We start from the raw sequence: 19,311 nt of genomic DNA, 5'->3' as shown, positions 1-19,311 counted from the left end.
AACATTTAAAAACCAAAAACAATTAAAATAAAAAAAAAAAATAAAAAACGTTATCCCCCCACATTCGGGGGGCGACATCCGTTTACGACTTATTTAAAGTCTTGAAGCATTCTTGCAATGCTTCGGATTCCCTTGGCTGTTGCACCTACTGGCATTTCTGCCGTTGCGCCGCCATGATAAGCCGCCGCTAAATCTAAGTGCACCCATCCTTTTCCTTCAGGGTTTACAAATCGAGATAAGAAACCTGCCGCGTTAGAAGCACCGCCTCCGCCACCGCCTTTCATAGGTCGGCTGTTAGCGGTATCTGCAAAGGCAGATGGGCAACGGTCGGCATGAAAAGGTTCAATAGGCAATGGCCAAAAGCGTTCATTCTCAGCGCTTGCAGCCGCAAGCATTTGCGAACGCGCACTGTCATCCATTGAAAATACGGCGTGATAGTCAGAACCTAGCGCCACCATTGCTGCCCCCGTCAAAGTGGCCGCATCTATAATTAATGGCGCGCCAGTTTCTGTTGCCGCCATTAAGCCATCAGCCAATACCAAACGTCCTTCCGCATCGGTATTGACGACTTCTACAGTCACGCCGTTTTTATAGGTAAGTACATCACCCAATTTATAAGCATGGCCACTAATTAAGTTTTCTGCACAGCATAAAATGAGCTTTAAACGCTTAGTAATACCTTGGCTAATGGCAAGGCCTAGTGCGCCGGTTACGGTAGCTGCGCCGCCCATATCACATTTCATATCAAGCATACCTTCACTTGATTTAATGCTGTAACCACCACTGTCGAAAGTTATTCCCTTCCCTACTAGAACGGCTTCAACAGGCGCATCAGGATCACCCGTTGGGTTGTAATCAAGGCCTAACATCACAGGTGGGCGTTCACTGCCTCTGCCTACGTTATAAATACCTGTCCAACCCGCGTCTTTTAATTCTTCACCTACGGTCATGGTATAAGACACATGCTCTTTACCTAAATCAGACAACCAAACTGCTGCACGCTGCGCTAAGGTTTCAGGGCTTAAATCTTCTGGTGTGTCGTTCACTAACTGACGGGTAAATAGTAAGGCTGCGTAGTTCTGCTCTAGCCACTGCTTATCGTCGTTATCTGCCCACTTGATAGTTGAAGGGTTGCGAGCTCGGGTGAAACTTAACGCGAAAGCCCATTGTTGTTCTTTGGTCCACTTGCCCGTTAAGGCTACTTCGGGAATATTTAATCCATCAAGCTTACGCGCGACTTGTTGAATTGTGCGCTCAAGCGCGCCACTATCGCCATTTGGCAAGTGGATGACTGCGCCGTTTTCACTAAAAGAGAGCTTAGTATTTTCTCCCCACGCACTATTGGCTTTATCTGAGGATAAGCTTACGGTAAATTCTGCCATTACGTTTTAATCCTTATATATTTTTGCGTTTCATTGCTGGGGTAGATGTTTAGTTCTAGCAACGCAATGCATGTAAATTTATGTCGTTATAGGCCAATTGTTATGTTTTTTTCGCCATCACTACTACGTGGCACCTTAATTAAACGCTATAAACGGTTTCTTGCCGACGTAGAACTTGAAGACGGCTCAATAGTCACTGCACATTGCCCTAATACGGGGGCGATGACAGGGTGCGCCGAACCTGGCTACACCGTCTATTTGAGCGAATCTGACAATCCTAAGCGAAAGTTAAAATATACCTGGGAGCTTGCCCAAACCTTTGAAGGCGATTTCATTGGCATTAACACTCACAATGCTAATAAATTGGTGGCAGAGGCACTAAATAACAAGGTCTTGTCTGCATTTTCTGATATTAATCATTGGAAAGCTGAAGTAACACCGCCTGGTGGTAATAGTCGTTTCGACTTTGCCTGCGGTCAAGGTGACACCCTTGAGTATATTGAGGTGAAATCTGTCACTCTGGCGCGGGGAAACCAAGGCTATTTTCCCGATGCAGTCACCGCTAGAGGTGCAAAACATTGTTTAGAACTTGCAGAACTCTCTCAACAAGGTATAAGTACCTGCTTATTATTTTGTGTTCAGCATTCGGGCGTGCATTCTGTACAAGTAGCGCGAGATATTGATCCTGTTTACGCCGACGCCGTAAACACCGCGGTCGCATCTGGAGTCAAGTTCCTCGCAGCAAGCTGTTCAATTGATGAACAAAAAATAGTTATAAATCAAACACTACCAGTAAACGTGTGAAAAATAGGTTGATTTTTTTCATTTCGCCTTCATATTTGCGCCTTGTTTTACTGGAAGTACGTGAAATACGTAAACTAGTAACAGTGCTGACTTATAATCAATATCCTCAGCATAATAATTACATAGACACGAGCAATTGCTTGTAATGAACGGCTTTGATTTAGTTAATCGATTCATTCAGGACAAGATGGATGTCGTAGTGTAGGAGATGTGGCAGATGCCAACAGGTAAAGAAACAAAATCCCTAGGGCTATTAGCACTAGCAGGATTACAGCCGTACCAGGCTACCGCTGACGAAGAGTACATGGGCGAGCCGCAAATGGAGCACTTCCGTTTACTGCTTAAAGCATGGCGCAACCAACTTCGTGAAGAAGTTGACCGCACCGTTACGCACATGAAAGACGAAGCAGCAAACTTTCCAGACCCGGTAGACCGCGCTGCGCAAGAAGAAGAGTTCAGCCTTGAATTACGTACTCGCGACCGCGAACGTAAATTGATCAAGAAGATTGAGAAGACGCTTAAGCGTATTGAAGAAGATGACTTTGGTTTTTGTGACCAATGTGGCATTGAAATCGGTATTCGTCGCTTAGAGGCTCGTCCTACTGCCGATCTGTGTATCGACTGTAAGACCATGGCAGAAATCAAAGAAAAGCAACTACAGGGTTAATAAACCTACGTAGTAAGTTACACGCCTCATAGTATTTACTATAGAGGTGTGTAACAGTATTTCTATTCATGCCATCTAAAATCGACTCCTCACCTCAATATGTCGGCCGCTTCGCGCCTTCGCCGTCCGGTCAACTTCATTTCGGCTCTTTAGTTACCGCGCTCGCTAGCTACCTAGATGCACGTCATCGCAATGGGCAATGGTTAGTTCGAATGGAAGACATTGACGCACCCCGATGTTTACCTGGTGTCGACAGCGACATTTTGCGTACCCTTGAATGCCATGGCCTTCACTGGGATGGTTCCGTTTTATATCAACAACAGCAGCATGCAAGGTATCAGGCAAAACTTGATAGCCTACTAGCAGACAAATCAGCCTATTTTTGTGCCTGTACTCGCAAACAAATAAAAGCAAACGGCGGGCACGATAACCACTATTGTCGAGACCTAGGCCTAACCGCTCAGGCAGTACCTGAATTAGCATCGGATACCCGTAGCTTAGCAATACGATTAAAACTTGATTGCCACTTAGATGCCTTCGATGACGGTATTATGGGCAGTGTTGATAAGACAGGGGCGCTATCAGTAGTCAATTCTGTAGCCCATTCAACATCATCTGGCTTAGTCGAAGCAAAACACCACAGAGTCAAACGCAGTTTCAATAGTAACAGCAACGATAATTCGATAGGCGCAAGCGAAGTGAACCCGTTAAGCAATGCACCAGAAGATGTAGTGATTAAGCGCAGCGATGGCTTTTTCGCCTATAATTTTGTCGTAGCGTTAGACGATGAATATCAGGGTGTAACAGACATTATTCGAGGCAGCGACCTTTTAGATGTCACCCCGCTTCAACGCGCTGTTTATCGTTCATTAGGCTGCAATGTGCCACACTATGGGCATATTCCGGTTGCTGCAGTGTCACCAGGGCGAAAGCTGAGTAAACAAAACCATGCTGCGCCCATTAACAACAAAAATGTGCTTGAAAATATCGTTAATGGTCTGTCTTTTTTAGGCCAAGGTAACTATCACGCTAACGAATTTGAAAATGCCGCACAACTGCTTACTATGGCAATATCACGCTGGGATAGGAAATTAGTACCTAAAATAGCCGAAATTATTGTGGGCAAGCGCGAATCCACTTATTATAGCCATCCTTTATAACCTTCGGAGACTTCACCATCATTCATCGTGTTTTCAATTCTGTTAAGCGAGCCTTTACTAAGGAACATACCGCTGACAATGTACTAGAGCCTCGTGTTATGACTCGTGGGGAGCACGGCATCTCTCGCGAAGACGTGAGCCCTAATGCGTTGAAAGTCATGTATCGCCTTAACGGAGCAGGCTTCGAGTCTTATTTGGTCGGAGGTTGTGTTCGCGATATTTTGATGGGGCATGAGCCCAAGGACTTTGATGTGGCCACCAATGCCACACCGGAACAAATTAAAGGGCTGTTTAGAAATTGCCGTTTGATTGGCCGTCGTTTCAGACTAGCCCACATTGTTTTTGGTCGTGAAGTGATAGAAGTAGCAACCTTCCGTGGCCATCACACCGAAGAGCCTGAAGCGAAAGAAGTACCGAAGAACAAAGCAGTGTCAAAACGAGATGCCCACGGACAACTGGTTAGAGATAATGTTTTTGGCAGCATTGAAGAAGATGCCGAACGCCGCGATTTCACATTCAATGCCATGTACTACAGTGTGGCTGATTTCACCGTAAAAGATTTTGCGAATGGCCTAGAAGCGATTGAAAAGCGTGAAGTACGTTTAATTGGCGATCCTGAAGTGCGTTATCGTGAAGATCCGGTTCGCATGCTTCGTGCTGTGCGTTTCGCGACTAAGCTTTCAATGCGTATAAGCGATGACACCGCAGCACCTATTAAGCAGCTAGCGAGCTTGCTAAATAATATTCCAGCCGCTCGACTCTTCGAAGAAACCTTAAAGCTGTTCTTATCTGGTCAAGGTGAGAAAACCTTTATGATGCTTCGTGAGTACGGCTTGATTGCACCGTTGTTTCCGCAACTTGCACCGTTTATCGAAGATGAAAATAGTCGTGAAATGCAGTTTGTACGAAAAGTACTGCAAAATACCGATGAAAGAATCAACAACGAGCAACGAGTTACACCTGCATTTTTATATGCTGCATTGCTTTGGTATCCGCTAGAAGAGCGCGCACAAATTATGCAGGCAGAGTCTGGATTAAGCGCGCATGATGCATTCAACCTTGCGTCAACTGAAGTGATTGCGAAACAGACGCAACGCATTATGATCCCTAAGCGTTTCTCCACGGTTATTCGCGACATTTGGATTTTACAGCAACGCCTTCCTAAGCGTTTTGGCCGTCGTGCCTTTCAGCTGTTAACCCATCCTAAATTTCGTGCCGGTTACGATTTCCTGCTTGTTCGCGGGCAAGTTGAAGGCGGAGCCCTATTGGAACTAGCCCAATGGTGGACACATTTTCAGCATGGCGAACCTGGCAAGCAAAAGAAAATGTTAAACGACCTACGTCGCCAAGAGGGTGATGGCCCCAAACCAAGAAAGCGTAAACGCCGCCCAGCATCGAGAAATACCGATGCATAAAGAGCACGTTTATATTGGTATTGGTAGCAATTTGGGCGACCCTGTACAACACGTTGAAGATGCTTTTATCGCATTAGGTTTACTTGAAGGCACTCGCGTACTTACCTGTTCGTCGCTGTATTCCAGTAAGCCCATGGGGCCGCAAGACCAACCCGATTATATTAACGCAGTATGCTTGATTGAAACGACCCTAGAGCCTCATAAGCTACTTGGTGAGTTACAGCGAACTGAGCATGACTTTGGCCGAGAACGTAAAGGACAACGCTGGGGCGCGAGAACCCTAGATTTGGACATATTACTTTACGGCAGCCAAACTATTTCTGCGCCTGATCTTACCGTGCCACATATTGGCATGTCTGAACGGGAATTTGTGTTAGTTCCTCTGTTTGAAATAGCCCAATCTATGGTTATGCCCGACGGAAAACCTATTTCACACTGGGTTGCTAAGTGCTCGCTTGATGGTCTTAAACGCCTGCGCGCTTCCATTTAGCTTCAAAATCCGTATAGTTCGCCCCATTATTCTTTCCCTGGAAGGTTGCTATGAAGAAAATTACCGTTTCTGGCTTGCTTAAAAAGAAGCAAGCTGGCGAAAAAATTACCTCACTAACAGCTTACGATGCCAGCTTTGCAAAAATGTTTGATGAGCAAGGTATTGATGCACTGCTGATTGGCGATTCGCTCGGCATGGTGCTTCAGGGAGAAAGCGACACCTTACCGGTAACGATTGAAGACATTGAATATCATACCCGTAGCGTAAGACGAGGTACAGAACGTGCCTTCGTATTAGCTGATATGCCGTTTATGTCCTACGCCACCCCAGAACAAACGTATGCGAACGCGGGCAAACTCATGGCTGCTGGTGCAAGCATGATTAAAATGGAAGGTGGAAGCTGGTTATGCGAGACCATTCAGGGTTTGAATTTGCGCGGCGTGCCTGTATGTGGTCATTTAGGGCTCACGCCTCAATCGGTACATGTGTTTGGTGGATTTAAAATACAGGGCCGCGAGGCAGACAAAGCAGAAAAACTGCTAGCAGAAGCTAAAGCGCTTGAAGCGGCAGGTATTCAGCTACTTGTGCTAGAGTGCGTACCGTCTTCATTAGGTAAGGCCGTAAGCGAAGCGCTAACCATACCAGTAATTGGTATTGGCGCAGGAAACGATACAGATGGCCAGATACTGGTGATGCATGACATGTTTGGTATTAGCGCCAATTACATGCCGAAGTTTTCAAAAAACTACCTTGCCGAGACGGGCGATATGCGCAAGGCAGTTCAGCAGTATATTGCAGAAGTACAAAGTGGTGCATTCCCGTCCCCCGAGCACAGCTTTGAGTAACGAGGTTTAAATATGAAGGTTGTTGACGACATTGCGTCATTACGAAAACTAACTACTGAATGGAAATTCAGTGGCAGCACCGTTGGGTTTGTTCCTACAATGGGAAACCTGCACAATGGGCACTTAAAACTCGTTAAACGCGCCAAGGCGAACAACTCCCGTGTAGTGGTGAGTATTTTTGTTAACCCTATGCAATTTGGTGTCAACGAAGATTTAGACGCATACCCGCGCACGATTAAAGAAGATAAAGCCAAGCTTATTGAAGCGGGTGTTGATGCCGTATTTTTACCCAGCGTTAGCGATATGTATCCCGGCGGTGTTGAGCATCAAACAGTAGTAGAAGTACCCGATATTTCGGATATTCTATGTGGTGCAAGTCGTCCCGGGCATTTTCGCGGTGTAGCGACGGTAGTGAGCAAACTGTTTAACATGGTTCACCCTCACGATGCTTTTTTCGGTGAAAAAGACTTTCAGCAGTTACAGGTAATTCGCACCATGGTGCGCGACCTTTCTATGGGCGTGAACATTCATGGCATTCCTACAGAGCGTGATGTATCTGGCTTAGCCTTAAGCTCTCGTAACGGTTACTTGACTGATGAGCAACGTCATACTGCAGCAACTATTTACAGTGAAATGAAATCACTAAAAGCACGCATAGAAGCGGGTGAAAGAAATTATGTAGCGTTAGCGGCAGACCTTGCAGATATCCTAACCGACTCAGGATTTAACAACGACTATGTTCATATTGTTAACGCCGAAAGCCTAAAACCTGCGAAACAAACCGACAAACACTTGGTTATTTTGGTGGCCGCTTTTCTGGGTAATACCCGTCTTATCGATAACCTCCAAATTAAATTATAGCGTCAGTTATAGCTAACAGGCTCTAACGCACATCCAATAAAAAAGCCCTCGCATTCATGCGGGGGCTTTCAATATAAAAGCTTCAATACAAAAATTTCTATATGAAAGCTTTGCGGGCATGTTTACGCCGCAGGTATTGTCTCTATCATCTTCACCAATTCTTTATACAACTTCGTTTTCGTAGCAATAGTATGTTGCTCTTCAAGAATATTACGCAAGTCTTGGGTGCTGGTAAGAGGATTTGCTAACACCACTCTGAACACAGTAATACAGTTGGTGGGGTATTCTGGCGCCTCCAAGCGTGTACGAGAGACAAAAGACTTCCCCGCCTCCCGTTGCTGCTTCTGTACAATTACAGTCAGCCTATCAAGCTTCTCGTTAATCTTATCTTTAGTGGCTTCATCTGCATGTTTAAGCTTTTCTTGCAGGCCAGCTGGACAAACGCGATAAGTCAGCAATGATAGTGTAGGCGATGTGGTCAGTTCAAAGTCTGGGTGCTTCGCAATCATATCGGCAAAGGTGCCCGCTTTTTCGATGCTTCTGTCGATTAACAGCTCATAGCCTCTGCGCCCAAAGATATGCATGGCAGAATACACCATCATGGCCATACCGTTACGCGAGCCTTCAAGGGTAGTCGCACCTAAATCTTTAGAGCCCGCACGCAATATGTATTGTGCATGATGGCGCACTGCATTGGCATCTTCAGGGTTTTTGAATAACGCCATACCTGCACCCATTGGCACGTACATTTGTTTATGGGCATCAATTGTGACCGAGTCGGCACGCTCTATGCCTTTTAAGCGATGTTTATATTGCGATGAAAACAAGGTTGCCCCGCCCCATGCAGCATCCACATGGAACCAGCAACCTAGCTCTTTAGCTACGTCAGCCAATTCATGAAGCGGGTCGACATGCCCAGTTTCAGTAGTACCACCAACGCCAACAATGGCCAATAACTTGTTACCTTCTTCCTGATAGCGTTTACCAGCGGCTAGCGCTTTTTCGGGGTCGAGGGTTTGATTCGGTGCAGGTAATGATAATAATTGATCGCGGCCTAAGCCTAAGGCATCAACCGCTTTTGATAAGGAGTAATGCCCACGCTTACTGCACATAACACCAAGATGATTAATGTCGTGGAAACGATAAGCCGCAGCCAGCCCTGCTTTTGCTACACCAGCAAACCCCTCTTGCGGACCCAAAATTTTATTTCTCGCTACCCACAAGGCGGTAATATTGGCAATGGTACCACCGGAACAAAAGGCGCCTAAAGAACGCTTAGCACTGTGTAAGTGATTGTCGTAGAAGTCTTTGGATTCGTCATAAACAAGGTTATGCATCATACCTAGCACTTGACGCTCAAGAGGCGTGAAGGCCTTAGAGGTTTCAATTTTCACCAGGTTCTGATTAAGCCCCACCATCAACTTAGACAGGGGCAAATGAAAATACGGTAGTGCAGAGGTCATATGACCGATAAACGTAGGCGAATAGGTATTTACCGAATGGGCAACCAGTTTGTCTAGCAAGCTTTCAGCATGGGTTGACACAAACTCTGGCGATTCAGGAACTTTTGAATCACTAAAATCTTTCTCAATTTCTTCTAGCGAAGTTTTTTTGGTAACAACGTGCTGCGACAAAAAATCTAAGATATTGTCAGATAAATGCTGTTCAATTTGAGCCATCTTTGAGTCTTTGTGTTCAGGCTTGGTAAAGACCCTAAACAAGTGCTCTAGACTAACTTGCGCTTCACCCACTCAACCGACCTCACTTTAAAATGACTCTTTTTCAAGAAAACACAACCCTACTTCGTTGCCTACGCTGAAAGCGATCATAATACTTTCAGGGTCACGAACTTTACCTCAGATTGCCCACTACGCCAAGCGTATCCCAATGATTTGACCCTGTATCAGCACAAGATATTCTGTGGTGATAATTCACTATCAATACAGTGAAGTAACCTAAACTTCTCAAATGATGACGGGTAGTGCTATATTTTGCCTATACATACGAATAAAAATAAAGGCAGCAATGTGCCAATAAGAGCCGTAAGTGAAACCGTTTCTATCAATAATATCGTTCCCTACTTCCAACCTATCATGGATTTAAGGTCTAAACGTGTATGGCGTTACGAGTGCTTGGCTCGTTTAATTACCGCTGAAGACAAAACCTTCTTACCCAGTGAATTTCTCTACTTAATTGAACGCGAGCAACACGTTAAAGCACTTACCGAAGCTATGTTCTGCCAAAGTGCTCGTTACTTTCGCCATGTACAAGTGCCGTGGAGCATTAATATTAGCGCGCGAGATTTACTTAACGAAAACCTGACTAACACGCTTCTTTCCCATTTGATAGACTACCCAAACCCAGAAAGAGCCAGCATTGAGATAAGTGCCGCCAGTGCATTAACCCACCCAGAGCTAATGCAAGCGTTTGTTGAAAGAAGCGCCGAGGCAGGACTTGGGGTTTTCTTAGATAACGTGGGTGAAAACCCAGGCAATATTAATGCAATATTGAATATGCCGATTAAGGGCATCAAATTAGCCGGTGGTTTGATAAGCCACTATGAACAAGATGATGCAGTGCAAGATTACGTCGATAATTTGCTCGCACTATGCCAAACGCGCGCTATTAGCGTGGTAGCAGAACATATTGAAACGGATTTATTGCTTGAAAGCGTGAATAAGCTGCCCATTCAGTATGCACAAGGCTATGTCTTTAGCCCTCCACAACCGAATACCCCACATCACTAGGCGCCGGTAGCTATGCTCGGCCTCAATCTACGCGCCCCCTTCGGCCTCTTCTGAATAGCACTTAAGCGACCAGCAGTGTTGCCCGCTAGCGCGATATTTGCGTTCAAAAGGGGTCATGGCGTTATCAGACGTGATTTCAGTCAAATCAGACACCAAACCGTAATGCGTAGCCGCTTGGGCAAATTCCATTAAATAAACCAACCAATTACTACGCACTTCAATATTGGGGGTAATGGCCATTAAATCTGCCATGGCTGCACTTCCGTGCCAGCGTTTTTGAACCTGGGCTTTCTTCGGATACGGGTTTGGATAGAACAAGCAATGCTGGATCACCTTCCAATTGGCCCTGTGAACCAATCGCCAAAAGTCATTCACATCAGCGCGGATAACCCGATAATTATCTTGCCCAGCACAATAATGCTGATGCTTATCCACCCGCTGCGCCGATTTATCTAATCCAATAACACGGCACTCAGGGTTCGCCTTAGCAATATTTGCTGTGCTTTCACCCACGCCGCAGCAAGAGTCCAATATAATATCGCCAGTAAACCCATCAAGCCATTCGGTTGCTTCGTTAAAGGCGAGCAGCGTGTGCTCGCCAATAGGACGCTGGTTTTCTGATGACTTATAACGCTTTACTAAGTCATCGAGTTTTTCGTGCACACCTTCTTGATTCGTAGTGATGCTTCTAGAATTCCCACTTGCCATTAACTACGTATTCCTTTGCCCGTTTTAAGCAGGTAATAAGCAACAGCAAACAGCACAATATTGAAGCCCACCAATAATGCTAACGATAAGGTAACGTCAACATCTGAAACACCTAAGAATCCGTAGCGGAAACCATTCACCATATACACAACAGGGTTGGCCTTGCTCACCCACTGCCAAAACTCTGGTAGTAAGCTGAGTGAGTAGAATACGCCACCAAGGTAGGTTAACGGTGTTAAAACGAAAGTGGGTACAACACTAATGTCATCGAAAGTTTTAGCAAAAATAGCGTTAATTAACCCTGCGGTAGAAAACAGTGATGAGGTAAGTAGTACCGTAAGAATAATGATACCAATGTGGTGTATTTGCACATCAACAAAGAACAGCGATACCAAGGTAACAATAATGCCAATTAGCACTGCTCTTGCTACACCGCCCCCAACAAAACCTAAAATGATCACCGATGTGGGCACAGGAGAGACCAGTAATTCTTCAATATTGCGCTGAAACTTAGCACTGAAAAAAGACGAGGATACATTTGCGTATGAGTTGGTAATGACCGACATCATGATCAAACCTGGAACGATAAACTCCATGTAAGAAAACCCGCCCATTTCGCCTATTCGGTTACCGATAAGGCTGCCAAATATCACGAAATACAAGCTCATGGTAATAGCGGGTGGCACTAAGGTTTGGATCCAAATGCGTAAAAAGCGAGTGCACTCTTTTATCCAAATGGTGGTTAGCGCCACATAGTTTTGTTTGAACCAGCCAATCTTTTCGTCAGACTGTGTGTTTGCCTGTGAATTCATGTTTAACCCTCTGCCTTTGCCGTTTCAACCAAACGTACAAACAGCTCTTCTAATCGGTTTGATTTATTACGCATACTCAGAACTTGAATGCCTTGCTCGGTTAATTGAGCAAAAACCGGGTTTAAGCCTTCTGCCTTTTCCACATCAACTTCCAACGTATGGTCGTCAAGTAAACGGCTCTCGTAGCCGGTCAAGTGCGGTTTTTGTTGACCAAGATTTATGTCCAGCACAAACGTTTCTGTATTCAATTTCGACAATAGCGCCTTCATACTGGTGTTTTCCACAATGGTGCCTTTGTTAATGATGGCAATATTGCGACACAGCATTTCTGCTTCTTCCAGATAATGCGTGGTTAAGATAATGGTAATACCTTGGCGGTTAATCTCTTCTAAGAAGCCCCACATTGAACGACGGATTTCTATATCTACGCCAGCGGTAGGCTCATCAAGTATCAATAAACGAGGCTCGTGCATAAGGGCACGAGCAATCATTAGCCTGCGCTTCATACCGCCTGATAGTTCACGAGCTCTGGCATCTCGTTTTTCCCACAAATCGAGCTGGGCTAAATACTTCTGTGCCCGTTCTTTCGCAATGCTTCGTGGCACACCGTAATAACCGGCTTGGTTGAGCACAATTTGCATCACGGTTTCGAACTGATTGAAGTTGAATTCCTGTGGCACTAGGCCAATACACGCTTTGGCTTGCTCTTTTTGAGTATGAAGGTCGTAACCAAAAATCGATACCTTGCCATCGGTTTGATTAACTAAAGAGCTAATAATACCGATGGTGGTAGATTTACCCGCACCATTGGGGCCAAGCAGGGCGAAAAAATCCCCTTTATCAACAGTGAGATCGACGCCTTTAAGCGCCTGTACGCCACCTTTATAGGTTTTGGTTAAGCCTGATATATCCAACGCTTTCATGTGCTGCCCGTATGTTGCTCGTAAGTTGCTCGTCATTTAAGGCCTCCATGAATGGAGCCCCTGTCAATCGAAAGCTCTATAAATCGAGAGCCTGCTGTAAATCAAATGCGCTTTAAATTCAGTTGAGGTGATTACCAATCAGTCATGATACACCGACAACAGTGATAATATGACGGCATACCTACCGCCAGAATGTTTAAAGCATAGTGCTGGCAAATGCGATTAATTCAACCCTTGCCGCAACAGGGGCATTTAGTGCCTATTCCGCCAATGCTATCACTAATTTAAAGACTTCATAAAAAAGGAGACAATTATGCCACATTTATTGCCCTCTCTGTCTGCCACTCCCCTGTACTTGCCGATTATTTTGCTGCTCTTATCGATTTGTTTATCGAACCCTTAATATAGGACTTTTGCATACTGCGGGGCATAGCTCGTTTTGTGCCTGATAATTAGCTGACTACAGACTATTTATCGCAAGAGAAACGTGACCAGAACGAGGGCCGGCTGACTTAGATAAAAGAGGCTTAACTGAAAATAGATGTATAAAAAAGCACTGCACCTAGTTGGGGGCTAGGCACAGTGCAAGGGGTTGGCGTACCAAAGTGAGTCATACTTGAGTCAATCTGTCTTCCCAAGCACAGATATAGTTAACCAAGCAGACAAGGCAATATCAGGGCACAATAATGGAAAAGCTATTTTGTTTAATGGCAAATATGGCGAAAAGCGGGCGACTTTATGGAATTTGCGCCGAACTCAGGCACAGGCGCTTTTGCCAAGGTATAGTAGTGTAAAGAATGATTAAGAGTAGAATTCATGCCTAAAACAATTGCGCTAGTAGAAGATGATGCTGCTATAAGAGAAAACTACCTTGTTGCCTTAAGGGCACAAGGCTACAAAGTTAATGCATTTGAAGATCGCCCCTCGGCCACTCAGGCGTTTAACGAAGCTCTTCCAGATTTAGCCATTATTGATATTGGTTTAAAAGAAGAAATGGAAGGCGGTTTCTTGCTATGCCAGCAATTGCGAGGGTTGTCACCTACCTTGCCTATTATCTTTTTTACTGCAAGAGACAACGATGTAGACACCATCAGTGGGCTTCGCATGGGTGCTGACGACTACTTAACTAAAGATATCAGTATGGCACACTTACTTGCCCGTATCGCCGCGCTTTTCAGGCGAAGTGATTTAATGTCAGCCCCTGTTGAACAAAAAGACGAGCTTCGTATAGGTGAATTAAAAGTAGACGCCTCACGCATGACGGTAAGTTGGGGCACAGAACCCGTTGCCTTAACCGTAACCGAGTTTTGGATGTTGCACGCGCTGATTAAACACCCGGGCCACGTAAAAAGCAGACAACAATTAATGGATGAGTCGCGCATGGTGGTAGACGACACCACCATTACTTCTCATATAAAACGCATGCGCAAAAAATTCATTCAATTAGACCCCCAATTCGACCACATAGATACTGTTTACGGTATGGGGTATCGATGGCAGTTGTAAGGTATTGCTAACATGCGATTAAGGTTCTCCATACGCTTACAGCTGCTTGTACTGTCGCTGTTCTTTTTTGCTATTCCCTACCTTGGGTATAATTACGTATGGGAGCTAGAGCAATACCTTCGCACCGGTCAAGAGCAAACCATGATTGGTACGGCACGGGCTGTTGCCACCGCACTACATGAGCGCCCTGCATTATTCGACAGCGAATCGGCCTATTTAAAAGACGTTCGCCCAGGCACTGATTTATACGCCCCTCCTATTCCCTATCCTATTCAACTTGATGGTGAGCTAAACGATTGGCAACAAGTTGACGACTTGCTTACCCACTATGGCGCTAACGAAATTGTTGAGCGCTTTACTAGCGCGCAAACTAACGACGGAACCCAAAGCGCCGCTAGCGAGAACAAGGGCACCGCTAGCGAGAATAAGGACGCCGCTAGCGAGGGCAATGAAACAAGCCTTTCATTCGAGCATATGGTGGGCCGGTATGATCAGTTCCTGTATGCCATGTTCAACGTCACCGACGATACCTTGCTGTGGCGACAGGCAAATAGTTTAAGTGTAGAACGGGGAGACCATTTACTTATTGGTATGCAAACCCCAGCAGGTGACCTAGCTCGATATGTGGTAGCCCCCTATGAAAGTGGCTGGGTAAATGCATTTAAATTAGCAGAGTCTGGCGCAACGAATCGCGCGGTGGAAAATGCGTTAAGTATTCAAGGGCGCTGGCAAGAAACCGCTGCTGGCTACAATATTGAACTTCGTTTCCCCCTTTCCATGACGTCTGGCGCACTCGCCTTTGCCATTGTTGATGTAGACGACCCGGTAACAAGGCAGAAGCGCTACGCGATTGGTACCGCCAACACCAATAACATTGATGAACTAGGCACGGTAGTAACACCGTCACCCGAAATTGAGCGCATATTAGCAGGGCTAAAATATGCCGACTCCCGCGTATGGGTGATAGACAATCATAAGCGGGTATTGGCGCGAGCAGGCGATATACAAACGGCTTCCGGCCTAAATACTGCCAAGCGAGAAGCAAGCGAAAACCTGATATGGCGCTGGGTAGAAACCCATTGGTTACTGCCCTTGTATTACCATATTCTCACTAAGCCACCCGCTGATTTTGTGGATGAACTAGAGGATGCCTATGCGTTGGCGGGCCGAGACATTGGTTTAGCCCTTAATGGTCAACCGGATTCATTATGGCGCTTAACCCCTGATAACAAAGCCGTGGTTGTGTCTGCCGCTTACCCTATTTTTATTGAGGGCGCGGTGATGGGTGCCGTGGTGGTAGAGCAAACCACAAACGGTATACGCACATTAAGAAACCGCGCTTTAGAGCAGCTTTTTCACGTTATTTTGGCCGTAATGATACTAGGTACCCTAGGCTTATTGCTTTTCGCCAGCAGGATATCCAACCGTATCAGGCGACTTCGAGATAACACCGAAGCCATTATTGATGCCAATGGAAAGATTGTCGGTAAATTACCTATTGCCAAAGAGGGTGATGAAATTGGCGATTTGTCGCGGGCATTTTCAGATGTTTTATCGCGATTGCAGCAATATAACTCCTATTTAGAGAACATGGCCTCTCGGCTTTCCCATGAACTTAGAACCCCAATCGCCGTGGTAAAGTCGTCTCTTGATGCCTTGTCTCAAGTGAGTGTTCAAGCCAGTGCCTCTACCAGCGCTAGTCAAGAAGCGCAAGCCAACGCTGTGGTGCAAAACAGTGCTCAGCAAGATATTTTCGTTCAACGTGCTCAGTCTGGTATCAGCCGGCTAAGTTCCATTTTAAATGCTATGAGTGAAGCCACCCGCTTAGAGCAAGCTATTGCGCAGGAAGATGTGACCACCTTCAACATGATTGACGTGATTAAAGGCTGTGTGGGTGGGTATCAACATGCTTATACCGATAGGCAGTTTGCACTATCGTGTCCACCAGACGCCGCGATGCTAAAGGGTGCTCCCGATCTTATTGCGCAAATGTTCGATAAAATCATTTCTAACGCAGTAGATTTTAGTCAACCCGACAACATCATAGACGTCGCGGTTTATGCCAAAGATAAAAGAATTATTCTCACCGTAAGCAACCCCGGCCCCCTATTGCCCGAAGGAATGAAACAACAACTCGTACAATCGATGGTATCAGTTCGCCCTGAAGGGGAAGCTCAGCAATCTGAAAGCTCTCCACACTTAGGATTGGGATTATATATCGCTGATATAATTATCGCGTTTCACAAGGGTTCACTGTCCCTTTCAAATAAAGAGGATAGAAGTGGTGTGCTAGTGACTGCCACTTTCCCCATAGCCTAGCATTAGCAAAATTACCGACCATAACTTCTGAGCTTTCATCACTTTTGCCGCAGAAGCGCAAGGTGCTTACTTTTGATGTAGCTGCGCCTTGCGGCACCCGCCAGTTTTTCTTCTTAAGCGTATATCTAGGCGTTGAATAATTCATTGAGCAGTAAACATTCATCGCATTGCTACCTGCCTATATAGCTAACTGGGTAGCTACCCATTACCTGGCGGTCTACCTAGCTGCCTTTCTACATATTTATATCATATTCATTACTACTTATTTATTGAGAATTGTTCTCATTAGTATTTACATTCGTTTACAGTTTGCATACACTTCGGCGCCTACACACACAGGGAAACCACACTATGAAAAATAAAACGTTAACGATGGGCGCACAAACCATTGCTGCGGCCTTAGCTTTCGGACACGGTGCTGCACTTGCACAAACCCAAGAAACTGAAATCTGCAAAGATAAAACAGAAGCTGAATGTAAAGCGCAGCAAGACGAAATTGAACTTATCCGTATCCACGGTGTTCAACAGTCTATCTATCGCTACGACAAATCTGGCGATCCTCGTCGTTTAGCTGATCTTGTTGATACACCACAAACCATTAGTGTTCTTACGCAAGACCAAATTCAAGAAAGTGGTAAAACTGACCTTAAAGATATTCTTGCTGCTCAAGCTGGTGTAACTCTTGGTACAGGTGAGAATGGTAATGCTTTTGGTGATCGCTATGTAATACGTGGCCACGAAGCACGCAGCGACGTGTTTGTTGATGGCTTGCGTGACCCAGGTATGACTACCCGTGAAAGTTTCGCCACCGAGCGCGTTGAAATTACTAAAGGCCCTAGTTCAACATTTGCAGGCCGTGGTTCTTCAGGTGGTGCAGTAAACAGCATTACGAAAAAAGCCTCTACTAGTTATAACTTTGGTCGTGTTGATGCTGCCATTGGTACTGACGAGCACACCCGCTTAACTGTAGATTTGAACAAAACGCTAACGGAAAACAGTGCAATTCGTGTTAACGCACTAACGTCTCAAGAAGACAAGCCGGGTCGTGAAGGCATTGAACGTGGCCGTGATGGTGTTCAGCTTTCTTACGTATTAAACCCTAACGACAGACTGTCTTTCATTGGTGATGTTTATTACCTTAATGCAGAAGATAAGCCTGACTTGGGTAGCTACTACGACCGTGATGCGGGTTATCCGTTAGAAGATATTCCTGTTTATGCACAAGATGATGACTTCCAAAACTCAGAAGTCACTACCTTTACCTTCCGTACCGAATACGAAATTAGCGACAATGTTCGTTTCTACAACGCGACTCGTGCAGGTAACACTGAAAACGAATACGTAACAACCGGTATGAGTGCGACAACCCGTGATGATTCTGATGAAACAGCACCAGGTGCAGATACGCTTCGACTTAGCACGCACCAAGGCTGGCAAGAAGTAGATTACTTCACGACTCAATTTAACCTTTTCTGGGACACGTCATTTGCAGGCTTAGATCACCGTTTAGTATTTGGTTTTGAGTACAGCGATGAGTCGGTGGATAACGGTGTTTTCAATATTGAAAACCTAAACACTAACTGTGCACTTGGTGGTCGTCGTGGCGTATCACAAAGCTACTGTATTGTTGACGGTGATGGAAACCTTATCGATAACATCGGTTCATTGATGGACAGAACCATTGAACGTGGTGATGAAGATGCCCTTTTCGATATTGAAACCTATGCAATTTACGCCATGGATACCTTTGCGTTAACTGATAAGTTAGACGTGTTCTTCGGCCTACGTATGGACAGCTACGATTACAGTAACCAAACAAGTAGCGACCTTTATGAGTTCTCTGATGAATTGTTTAACGGTCATTTAGGTTTAGTGTATGACATTACTGAACACGGTAATGTATACGCGTCTTACAGCACAGCAACGAACATCAATGGCGGCGAGTCTGACCTTGGTGCAAACTGTGGTTACGGTGGCCTATGTGGTACACCTGAACAAGCTGCACAAGCCGATCCAGAGCATGTTGAAAATATCGAAATCGGTACAAAATGGATGTTATTTGATGAGAAGTTGATGGCAAATGCGTCAATCTTCCGTATTACGAAAAGCGATGTTCATGAAAGTATCGGTGAAGATGACTACTCAACTATTGGTACATTGAATACGGGTGAAAACCGTGTTGAAGGTGTTGAATTTGGTGTTAGCGGTGATATTACTGAGAAGTTCAGTGTTCAAGCATCTGCCGCCTTTATGGACTCAGAAGTACTAGACTCTTTCACAGAATCTAACATTGGCCTTGCGTTAAGTAACTTTGCTGACGAAAGCTTCTACTTGCAACTGCGTTATCAACCAAATGAGAAGTTCGCGTTTGGTGGTGACTACACGTACAAGTCTGAAATGTTTGGTGGTCAGCCTGACACCGCAGCAGGTTATAGCGCAAATACTGGCGAATACTCAATTGTTGTTCCTGATTATCAAGTATTCAACTTGTTTGCTAACTACTACGCATCTGAAAAACTAACGTTCCGTGTTAACATCGGTAACTTGTTTGATGAAGAATACTGGACTGCAGCTTATCGCTCTGGTGCCTTCATGTACATCGGTGACGGCCGTAATGTGACCGGTACGGTAAACTACGAGTTCTAAGTTAGTTTTAAGAGAAACGCTAAAAA

The 19,311-nt window shown here is 45.3% G+C and carries 16 protein-coding genes; 11 read left to right on the top strand and 5 right to left on the bottom strand.

Features of this window, described 5'->3' with window-relative positions:
• Nucleotides 1-89 precede the first annotated feature (89 nt).
• Nucleotides 90-1,382 carry an aminopeptidase PepB gene (gene pepB, locus J8L84_RS19765; protein WP_211072197.1) on the bottom strand — a complete coding sequence of 431 codons (1,293 nt, stop codon included), beginning with the start codon at nucleotides 1,380-1,382 and terminating at the stop codon, nucleotides 90-92.
• Nucleotides 1,383-1,484: 102 nt separating this feature from the next.
• Here pepB and sfsA point away from each other — a divergent pair, with 102 nt between their 5' ends.
• From sfsA to panC, 7 genes are all read left to right on the top strand, one after another.
• Nucleotides 1,485-2,186 (top strand): DNA/RNA nuclease SfsA, encoded by a 702-nt coding sequence (sfsA, locus tag J8L84_RS19760; protein ID WP_211072196.1) that lies wholly within the window; start codon nucleotides 1,485-1,487, stop codon nucleotides 2,184-2,186.
• A gap of 217 nt (nucleotides 2,187-2,403) precedes the next feature.
• Nucleotides 2,404-2,853 carry an RNA polymerase-binding protein DksA gene (dksA, locus tag J8L84_RS19755; protein ID WP_013786299.1) on the top strand — a complete coding sequence of 150 codons (450 nt, stop codon included), beginning with the start codon at nucleotides 2,404-2,406 and terminating at the stop codon, nucleotides 2,851-2,853.
• 68 nt (nucleotides 2,854-2,921) lie between these two features.
• Nucleotides 2,922-4,013 (top strand): tRNA glutamyl-Q(34) synthetase GluQRS, encoded by a 1,092-nt coding sequence (gene gluQRS / locus J8L84_RS19750; RefSeq protein WP_211072195.1) that lies wholly within the window; start codon nucleotides 2,922-2,924, stop codon nucleotides 4,011-4,013.
• A gap of 98 nt (nucleotides 4,014-4,111) precedes the next feature.
• A complete protein-coding gene (gene pcnB, locus J8L84_RS19745) occupies nucleotides 4,112-5,428 on the top strand; it encodes a polynucleotide adenylyltransferase PcnB (protein WP_211072194.1) in 1,317 nt (438 codons plus the stop codon).
• Nucleotides 5,421-5,918 (top strand): 2-amino-4-hydroxy-6-hydroxymethyldihydropteridine diphosphokinase, encoded by a 498-nt coding sequence (folK, locus tag J8L84_RS19740; RefSeq protein WP_211072193.1) that lies wholly within the window; start codon nucleotides 5,421-5,423, stop codon nucleotides 5,916-5,918. Before pcnB ends, folK begins: the two co-directional genes overlap by 8 nt.
• Nucleotides 5,919-5,968: 50 nt before the next feature.
• Entirely contained in the window at nucleotides 5,969-6,763 is a 795-nt protein-coding gene (gene panB / locus J8L84_RS19735) for a 3-methyl-2-oxobutanoate hydroxymethyltransferase (protein ID WP_061997979.1), read from the top strand.
• A 12-nt stretch (nucleotides 6,764-6,775) separates the two neighbouring features.
• Nucleotides 6,776-7,624 (top strand): pantoate--beta-alanine ligase, encoded by an 849-nt coding sequence (gene panC, locus J8L84_RS19730; RefSeq protein WP_211072192.1) that lies wholly within the window; start codon nucleotides 6,776-6,778, stop codon nucleotides 7,622-7,624.
• Nucleotides 7,625-7,746: 122 nt separating this feature from the next.
• Here panC and panP read toward each other — a convergent pair whose 3' ends face one another.
• The gene (gene panP, locus J8L84_RS19725) at nucleotides 7,747-9,375 is read right to left on the bottom strand and encodes a pyridoxal-dependent aspartate 1-decarboxylase PanP (protein ID WP_211072191.1); all 1,629 of its coding nucleotides are present in this window, start codon (nucleotides 9,373-9,375) and stop codon (nucleotides 7,747-7,749) included.
• A gap of 276 nt (nucleotides 9,376-9,651) precedes the next feature.
• On the opposite strand from panP, the gene J8L84_RS19720 reads away from it, so the two are divergent.
• Complete coding sequence (locus J8L84_RS19720; protein WP_211072190.1) at nucleotides 9,652-10,371, top strand: EAL domain-containing protein; 720 nt, start codon at nucleotides 9,652-9,654, stop codon at nucleotides 10,369-10,371.
• Between the two features lie 27 nt (nucleotides 10,372-10,398).
• Here J8L84_RS19720 and J8L84_RS19715 read toward each other — a convergent pair whose 3' ends face one another.
• The 3 genes from J8L84_RS19715 to J8L84_RS19705 are packed head-to-tail and all read right to left on the bottom strand — an operon-like array spanning nucleotide 10,399 to nucleotide 12,814.
• On the bottom strand, nucleotides 10,399-11,079 hold the full coding sequence (locus J8L84_RS19715; protein ID WP_211072189.1) for a methyltransferase domain-containing protein: 681 nt from the start codon (nucleotides 11,077-11,079) through the stop codon (nucleotides 10,399-10,401).
• Nucleotides 11,079-11,891 carry an ABC transporter permease gene (locus J8L84_RS19710; protein ID WP_211072188.1) on the bottom strand — a complete coding sequence of 271 codons (813 nt, stop codon included), beginning with the start codon at nucleotides 11,889-11,891 and terminating at the stop codon, nucleotides 11,079-11,081. Before J8L84_RS19710 ends, J8L84_RS19715 begins: the two co-directional genes overlap by 1 nt.
• A gap of 2 nt (nucleotides 11,892-11,893) precedes the next feature.
• Nucleotides 11,894-12,814 (bottom strand): ABC transporter ATP-binding protein, encoded by a 921-nt coding sequence (locus J8L84_RS19705; RefSeq protein WP_211072198.1) that lies wholly within the window; start codon nucleotides 12,812-12,814, stop codon nucleotides 11,894-11,896.
• 816 nt (nucleotides 12,815-13,630) lie between these two features.
• Between J8L84_RS19705 and pdsR the strand changes: the two genes are divergently transcribed.
• From pdsR to J8L84_RS19690, 3 genes are all read left to right on the top strand, one after another.
• Complete coding sequence (gene pdsR / locus J8L84_RS19700) at nucleotides 13,631-14,320, top strand: proteobacterial dedicated sortase system response regulator (protein ID WP_211072187.1); 690 nt, start codon at nucleotides 13,631-13,633, stop codon at nucleotides 14,318-14,320.
• A gap of 12 nt (nucleotides 14,321-14,332) precedes the next feature.
• Nucleotides 14,333-16,639: a proteobacterial dedicated sortase system histidine kinase gene (pdsS, locus tag J8L84_RS19695; RefSeq protein WP_211072186.1), complete on the top strand. Its 2,307-nt coding sequence runs from the start codon at nucleotides 14,333-14,335 to the stop codon at nucleotides 16,637-16,639.
• A 351-nt stretch (nucleotides 16,640-16,990) separates the two neighbouring features.
• Complete coding sequence (locus J8L84_RS19690) at nucleotides 16,991-19,285, top strand: TonB-dependent receptor (RefSeq protein WP_211072185.1); 2,295 nt, start codon at nucleotides 16,991-16,993, stop codon at nucleotides 19,283-19,285.
• The last annotated feature ends 26 nt before the right edge of the window (nucleotides 19,286-19,311 follow it).

The sequence above is a fragment of the Alteromonas sp. MMG017 genome (genome assembly GCF_018100795.1).
Taxonomy (GTDB): domain Bacteria; phylum Pseudomonadota; class Gammaproteobacteria; order Enterobacterales; family Alteromonadaceae; genus Alteromonas.
Note: the sequence above shows the minus strand (reverse complement) of the source record. Positions and strands in the feature narration are given on the sequence as shown.

Bases quoted from the DNA above. Each gene is read 5' to 3' on its own strand.
- J8L84_RS19705 (WP_211072198.1), bottom strand. From the start codon at position 12,814: ATGAAAGCGTTGGATATATCAGGCTTAACCAAAACCTATAAAGGTGGC.
- panB (WP_061997979.1), top strand. From the start codon at position 5,969: ATGAAGAAAATTACCGTTTCTGGCTTGCTTAAAAAGAAGCAAGCTGGC.
- dksA (WP_013786299.1), top strand. From the start codon at position 2,404: ATGCCAACAGGTAAAGAAACAAAATCCCTAGGGCTATTAGCACTAGCA.
- pepB (WP_211072197.1), bottom strand. From the start codon at position 1,382: ATGGCAGAATTTACCGTAAGCTTATCCTCAGATAAAGCCAATAGTGCG.
- J8L84_RS19715 (WP_211072189.1), bottom strand. From the start codon at position 11,079: ATGGCAAGTGGGAATTCTAGAAGCATCACTACGAATCAAGAAGGTGTG.
- pdsR (WP_211072187.1), top strand. From the start codon at position 13,631: ATGCCTAAAACAATTGCGCTAGTAGAAGATGATGCTGCTATAAGAGAA.
- pdsS (WP_211072186.1), top strand. From the start codon at position 14,333: ATGCGATTAAGGTTCTCCATACGCTTACAGCTGCTTGTACTGTCGCTG.
- panC (WP_211072192.1), top strand. From the start codon at position 6,776: ATGAAGGTTGTTGACGACATTGCGTCATTACGAAAACTAACTACTGAA.
- J8L84_RS19690 (WP_211072185.1), top strand. From the start codon at position 16,991: ATGAAAAATAAAACGTTAACGATGGGCGCACAAACCATTGCTGCGGCC.
- folK (WP_211072193.1), top strand. From the start codon at position 5,421: ATGCATAAAGAGCACGTTTATATTGGTATTGGTAGCAATTTGGGCGAC.
- gluQRS (WP_211072195.1), top strand. From the start codon at position 2,922: ATGCCATCTAAAATCGACTCCTCACCTCAATATGTCGGCCGCTTCGCG.
- J8L84_RS19710 (WP_211072188.1), bottom strand. From the start codon at position 11,891: ATGAATTCACAGGCAAACACACAGTCTGACGAAAAGATTGGCTGGTTC.
- sfsA (WP_211072196.1), top strand. From the start codon at position 1,485: ATGTTTTTTTCGCCATCACTACTACGTGGCACCTTAATTAAACGCTAT.
- pcnB (WP_211072194.1), top strand. From the start codon at position 4,112: ATGACTCGTGGGGAGCACGGCATCTCTCGCGAAGACGTGAGCCCTAAT.